This window comes from Methylophaga sp. (genome assembly GCF_965655755.1).
Classification (GTDB): domain Bacteria; phylum Pseudomonadota; class Gammaproteobacteria; order Nitrosococcales; family Methylophagaceae; genus Methylophaga.
This window is the reverse complement of record NZ_CBFHHW010000005.1, coordinates 1-4,906: the sequence shown is the minus strand read 5'-3', so window position 1 is coordinate 4,906 and position 4,906 is coordinate 1. Positions and strand designations below refer to the sequence as shown.

Below are 4,906 nucleotides of genomic sequence, written 5' to 3'. Positions count from 1 at the left end.
GAACTGCTTTTGTTGCCGGCTTTTTTGTTTAATTTTGTCTGAGATACGTTGTCTGAATGAGGCAGGCAAAGCTAAGAAAATGTATTGTAGGAAGCGATTCCTAACAACACGGCGATAACGCTGATAGCTCACATCATCAATGCAGAGACTGTCACCATGCATTAACAGCGTTTTCTTACCCGCAATATTGAGTAGATAGCCATCATCAAGATAGGTTGCTCCGACGCGTTTTGCAAATGCTTTTCCGAGCATAAAATCACGGTTACCGACCATCAGATAGAGCTTGATGCCTTGAGCAGATAATGACTTTAGGGTTGAGACAAAATCAGCAAATTCTTCCGGTACCAGATCGTCACCTAACCAGGTATTAAAGATGTCCCCGAGAATATAAATTTCTTCAACCTGGCTTTTGTGTTCATTAAGAAAGGCGCAGGCCAATTCCGTCAAATCGGGATTGACGGGACTAAGATGCAGATCAGAGATAAAAAGTTTCGCCATGAGAATAGCTGCCCCTGATATAAGGGGCAGTATCTTTAGTTAGAGAACGGTGGCTTTGATAATCAGCACATCTTCAGCCGGCACATCCTGATGAGGCCCACGCATGGTGGTTTCAAGTGTACGAATCTTATCCACTACATCCATGCCTTCTACGACTTCACCAAACACGGCATAGCCCCAGCCACTTGGCGTTTTACCTTTGAAATCAAGAAAGTTGTTATCAACAGTATTAATAAAAAACTGCGCTGTTGCTGAGTGTGGATCGTTAGTTCGAGCCATAGCCACTGCACCGCGTTTATTACTTAAACCGTTATCCGCTTCGTTCTCGATAGGCGCTTTGGTCTCTTTCTGCTGAAAGCTTTCGTCAAACCCGCCACCCTGAACCATAAAATTTTCAATAACACGATGGAAGATAGTGCCATCATAAAAACCGTCTTCTACGTAGCTCAGAAAGTTAGCAACCGTGATAGGGGCCTTGTCTTTATTCAGTTCAATCACGATGTTGCCGTGATTAGTTTCTAATTGTACCTGGGAGGCAGCACCACCCTCTGCGCTTGCAGAGAAAGAAAAAGAAGCAAGAAGTAAGGGGGCCAGATGGCGATAGAGTAATTTCATGATTGCAATAATCCAATACAGCTTAAAACCATCATGATAGTGCATTCGTAGGCTTATTGGGAACACAGCAAACGACTTTTCAGCATCAACTGACCATAATGTGTAAGTAACGATTTCAAAAATATGTTTCGCTTCCGAGCCAACAGCTTACTCACCTTCAGGTAATACCCGTAGTGTAATTTGTCTGTTTGTGAGCTTATTTAGCGAAGAGTGCTATTACCCGACATGGATGAAAGCGTATAATGCGCGTTTTCATATAAGTTTAATCGTTCGCTATGTCGGAATCTGCTGCAAACCATAATTTTATACGCACCATTATTCAGGAAGATATTGACGCTGGCAGGATGGCCGGAAAAGTTGTTACCCGCTTTCCTCCTGAGCCCAATGGCTACTTGCATATTGGACATGCCAAGTCTATCTGCCTGAATTTTGGGTTGGCTGAAGAGTTTGATGGCGAATGTAATTTACGCTTTGATGATACGAATCCAGCCAAAGAAGAGCAGGAATACATTGAAGCAATCAAGGAAGATGTTCAGTGGCTTGGGTTTCAGTGGGCTGGAGATGTGCATTATGCTTCCAGCTATTTTGAGCAGTTTTACGCTTGGGCTGTCCATCTCATTAAGCAAGGCAAAGCCTATGTTTGTGATCTTACCGCCGAGCAAGCCAGTGAATATCGTGGCTGGGCGACCAAGCCGGGTAAGGAATCGCCATTTCGTGAGCGCAGTGTAGAAGAAAACCTGGCTTTGTTTGAAAAAATGAAGCAGGGCGATTTTGACGAGGGTTTTTGTGTTCTTCGTGCGAAAATAGATATGGCCTCGCCCAATATGAATCTGCGTGACCCGATTCTTTATCGCATTCGCAAGAAATCACATCACCAAACCGGTGATACATGGTGTATTTATCCGAGCTATGATTTTGCTCACGGGCAGGGCGATGCGATTGAAGGCGTCACCCACAGTATTTGTACGCTCGAATTTCAGGATCACCGTCCCTTATATGAGTGGTTCATTGAAAACCTGCCAGTGCCCACGCAGCCAAAGCAGTATGAGTTTGGCCGTCTCAATATTAACTATACAGTGACGAGTAAACGCAACTTAAGACAACTGGTCGATGAACATATCGTTGCTGGCTGGAATGATCCCAGAATGCCAACGATTTCAGGTATGAGAAGGCGCGGTTATTCGGCTGAAGCGCTACGCGCTTTTTGTGATGGTCTCGCCGTGGCAAAAACAGACGGTATTGTTGATATTGCTCAACTCGAATTTGAAATTCGCAAAGATTTGAATGAAAACGCAGCGCGTGCGATGTGTGTGTTGAATCCCTTAAAAGTCAGCATCACCAACGCGCCTGAAAACGCTGAATGGTTGGAAGTTCCTAATCATCCTCAGCAGGAGACTATGGGTAAGCGCTCATTGCCATTCACTACAGACATTTATATCGATGCGTCCGACTTTACTGAAGACACCACCCTGAGCCGGAAAAAATTCAAGCGCCTGGTGATTGGCGATTATGCGCGTTTACGCGGTGCTTATGTCATCAAGGCTGACGATGTCATCAAGAACGACAAGGGTGACATCATTGAAGTGATTGCTTCGTTGGTGCCTGATACGGTTGGTCAGAACCCACCACCTGAAATGAAACCAAGAGGCGTTATTCATTGGGTATCAGCGACGGAAGGTAAAGAAGTTGAGTTACGCTTATACGACAGATTGTTTAGGGCGGAAGCACCGGGAAAAGAAACGGGTAACTATCTCGATGATGTGAATCCGGATTCGTTAACAGTGATTAAAGCCATTGCTGAACCATCCATTGTCAGTTGTGAACCAGAAACGGCTTTTCAGTTTGAACGAGAAGGCTATTTTGTAAGTGATCGATATGACCATAGTATCGATACGCCTGTATTCAACCTCACCATTGGTCTGAAAGAAGATATTTCAAAAAGTAAGTAATGCTAAAACTCTATAACAGTCTATCTCGACAAAAAGAGACGTTTAAACCTATCACGCCAGGCAAGGTCAACATGTATGTCTGTGGTATGACAGTGTATGACCTCTGTCACGTTGGCCATGCCCGAGTGATGGTGGTATTTGATGTGGTCACACGTTATTTACGTGCCAGTGGTTATGATGTCACTTACGTGCGTAACATTACTGATATTGATGACAAAATCATCAAACGTGCCGCTGAAAACAATGAAACCATTCAGGCGCTGACAGAACGTTTTATTGCAGAAATGCATCAAGATGCTGATGCACTTGGTGTGTTAAAGCCAGACCAAGAGCCGAAAGCGACTGAATCCATGACCGAGATTCTCAATATGATTGAGACCTTGATTGATAAAGGTTTCGCTTATGCGGCTGATAACGGTGACGTGTACTACGATGTCAGCGAGTTTGCGACTTACGGCAAGCTCTCCGGTCGCCATTTGGATGAACTTCGCGCCGGTGAACGTGTTGCTGTGAATGAAGCGAAGACGGATCCGCTGGACTTTGTTTTGTGGAAAGCCGCTAAAGAGGATGAACCAGCCTGGGAGTCGCCCTGGGGTAATGGTCGTCCCGGTTGGCATATTGAATGTTCTGCCATGTCAGCACATTGTTTAGGTGAGCACTTCGATATTCATGGCGGTGGGCAGGATTTACAATTCCCTCATCATGAGAATGAGATTGCCCAATCCGAAGGTGCACACGATTGCCAGTCGGTAAATTACTGGATGCACAATGGCTTTGTTCGAATTGATGATGAAAAAATGTCCAAATCACTGGGTAATTTTTTCACTGTCCGTGAAGTTTTAGCGCTATATCCTGCTGAAGCCGTGCGTTACTTTATCTTATCCAGCCATTATCGCAGTCCGCTCAATTACGCTGAAGATCAATTAGAGCAAGCCAAAGCAGCGTTAACCCGATTCTATACGTCTTTGAGAGATATAAAGCCGCAAGCTGGCGTTCAATGGCAGGAAGATAAGGAATTTGGTTCGCGTTTTAAAGAAGCAATGGACGATGACTTTAATACGGCATTGGGCTTGTCGGTTATGGCCGATGTACGTCAGGCGTTGAACAAAACACGTGAAAACGACGAGCACGAAAAAACGTCTTATTTAGCCGGTTTGTTATTGTCTTTTGGTGATGTCCTAGGTTTATTTCAGCAAGACGCGGATGCATTTTTAGTTGGAGATATAGCGTCAGATGATGAGTCTGCAAACATTGACGCTTTAGTCGCTGAGCGAGATCAGGCACGGGAAGATAAAAACTGGTCACGAGCAGATGAGATTCGGGATCAGCTAACTGATATGGGTATTGTGCTCGAAGACGCCGCTGGCAAGACCAGCTGGCGACGAGGTTAACAAACACGGCTGCCTAATCTAATTAAGCAGCCGTGTTGGATTTAGTTTTTATGCAAATGCTCGGCAGCGAAGAGTGTATTCTCCAATAATGTTGCCACAGTCATAGGGCCGACACCGCCGGGAACGGGGGTAATCCATGACGCTTTCTCTTTCGCCTTGTCAAACTCAACATCACCGGTTAATTTGCCGTTTTCAAGGCGGTTGATACCGACATCTATCACGATGGCACCGGGTTTAATCCAATCGCCAGGAATAAAACCGGGTTTACCCACAGCAACAACCAATAAATCTGCTCGTCGAACCTGCTCTTCAAGGTTATTCGTCCAACGATGACAGACGGTCGTGGTGCAGCCCGCGAGTAATAACTCCAAAGCCATCGGACGACCAACGATGTTAGACGCACCAACAACAACAGCTTCCAGACCTTTCAAGTCGACTTCAGTGCTGTGTAAT

At 45.2% G+C, this 4,906-nt stretch carries 4 protein-coding genes and 1 pseudogene; 2 read left to right on the top strand and 3 right to left on the bottom strand.

Translation table 11 applies throughout. The features are described from left to right. Positions 1–498 (bottom strand): UDP-2,3-diacylglucosamine diphosphatase (locus ACTF5U_RS02865; protein ID WP_438970132.1); only part of this gene is annotated, 498 nt, incomplete at its 3' end. A 39-nt stretch (positions 499–537) separates the two neighbouring features. After that, on the bottom strand, positions 538–1,113 hold the full coding sequence (locus tag ACTF5U_RS02860; protein ID WP_438970131.1) for a peptidylprolyl isomerase: 576 nt from the start codon (positions 1,111–1,113) through the stop codon (positions 538–540). Positions 1,114–1,388: 275 nt separating this feature from the next. Between ACTF5U_RS02860 and ACTF5U_RS02855 the strand changes: the two genes are divergently transcribed. Both ACTF5U_RS02855 and cysS read left to right on the top strand, forming a co-directional pair. Beyond that, positions 1,389–3,062, top strand: coding sequence for a glutamine--tRNA ligase/YqeY domain fusion protein (locus tag ACTF5U_RS02855; RefSeq protein ID WP_438970130.1), 1,674 nt, complete (start codon positions 1,389–1,391; stop codon positions 3,060–3,062). After that, positions 3,062–4,453, top strand: coding sequence for a cysteine--tRNA ligase (gene cysS / locus ACTF5U_RS02850; protein ID WP_438970129.1), 1,392 nt, complete (start codon positions 3,062–3,064; stop codon positions 4,451–4,453). Before ACTF5U_RS02855 ends, cysS begins: the two co-directional genes overlap by 1 nt. Positions 4,454–4,494: 41 nt before the next feature. On the opposite strand, the pseudogene ACTF5U_RS02845 reads toward cysS, so the two are convergent. Then, a pseudogene (locus tag ACTF5U_RS02845) lies at positions 4,495–4,906 on the bottom strand (bifunctional methylenetetrahydrofolate dehydrogenase/methenyltetrahydrofolate cyclohydrolase); the annotation flags it as partial.

Coding starts and splice junctions, on each gene's coding strand:
- cysS (WP_438970129.1), top strand. CDS start 3,062: ATGCTAAAACTCTATAACAGTCTATCTCGACAAAAAGAGACGTTTAAA.
- ACTF5U_RS02860 (WP_438970131.1), bottom strand. CDS start 1,113: ATGAAATTACTCTATCGCCATCTGGCCCCCTTACTTCTTGCTTCTTTT.
- ACTF5U_RS02855 (WP_438970130.1), top strand. CDS start 1,389: ATGTCGGAATCTGCTGCAAACCATAATTTTATACGCACCATTATTCAG.